Genomic DNA, 565 nt, shown 5'->3' on the forward strand with positions numbered 1-565 from the left:
CAGCTTTATAGAGGCGGCTGATGTTCCGCCCGCAGTTTTTTCCTGCATGGATTGCTCCTTTCCGCTTCGGGTCATCATGGCCCGAAGTCTCTTAATGGCAGCCGAAGATGGATTTTGCAAGACTGCCTGTTTTGAATAAGGTAAAACACAGCAGCACCGTATATCCCACGCATCCCCAGATCGCCCCGATGGGGTCGCCGTCGGTGGCGATACTCTGGATCAGCACCGCATAGATGGCGACACAGACTAAGATCAACAGACCTTGAAAGCCCACCGCAAAGAGGGAGCGGAAATAGTTCTGCCCCATGTGTCCGGTTTCCCTGTTGGGGACGGTGGCAAACGGGATAGGCGCTAAACTTGTGAGTAAATAAATTTCAATCATACGGCCATATACGATAACGAAGATCACGATGTTTAAGGCAATCATGGTAAGCTGGATCAGGAAGGACTGGAGCCAGAGTCCGAACAGAGGGCCTAACTCCATCGCCTCAAGCTCTGTCCGCAGACTGTCCAGCACATCCGGTGTGATTTCTGTCCCGTTCTGGATAATGCCCGCTGACTGCTG

General features: G+C 52.4%; 1 protein-coding gene. It reads right to left on the bottom strand.

Features of this window, described 5'->3' with window-relative positions; all coding sequences use genetic code 11:
- Nucleotides 1–91: 91 nt before the first annotated feature.
- The coding region (locus PG722_RS13970) for a VirB6/TrbL-like conjugal transfer protein, CD1112 family (RefSeq protein WP_270580892.1) at nucleotides 92–565 on the bottom strand (474 nt) is incomplete at its 5' end.

Source organism: Butyricicoccus sp. OF27-2pH9A (assembly GCF_027693185.1).
In the GTDB taxonomy this organism is placed as follows: Bacteria; Bacillota; Clostridia; order Oscillospirales; family Butyricicoccaceae; genus Agathobaculum; species Agathobaculum butyriciproducens.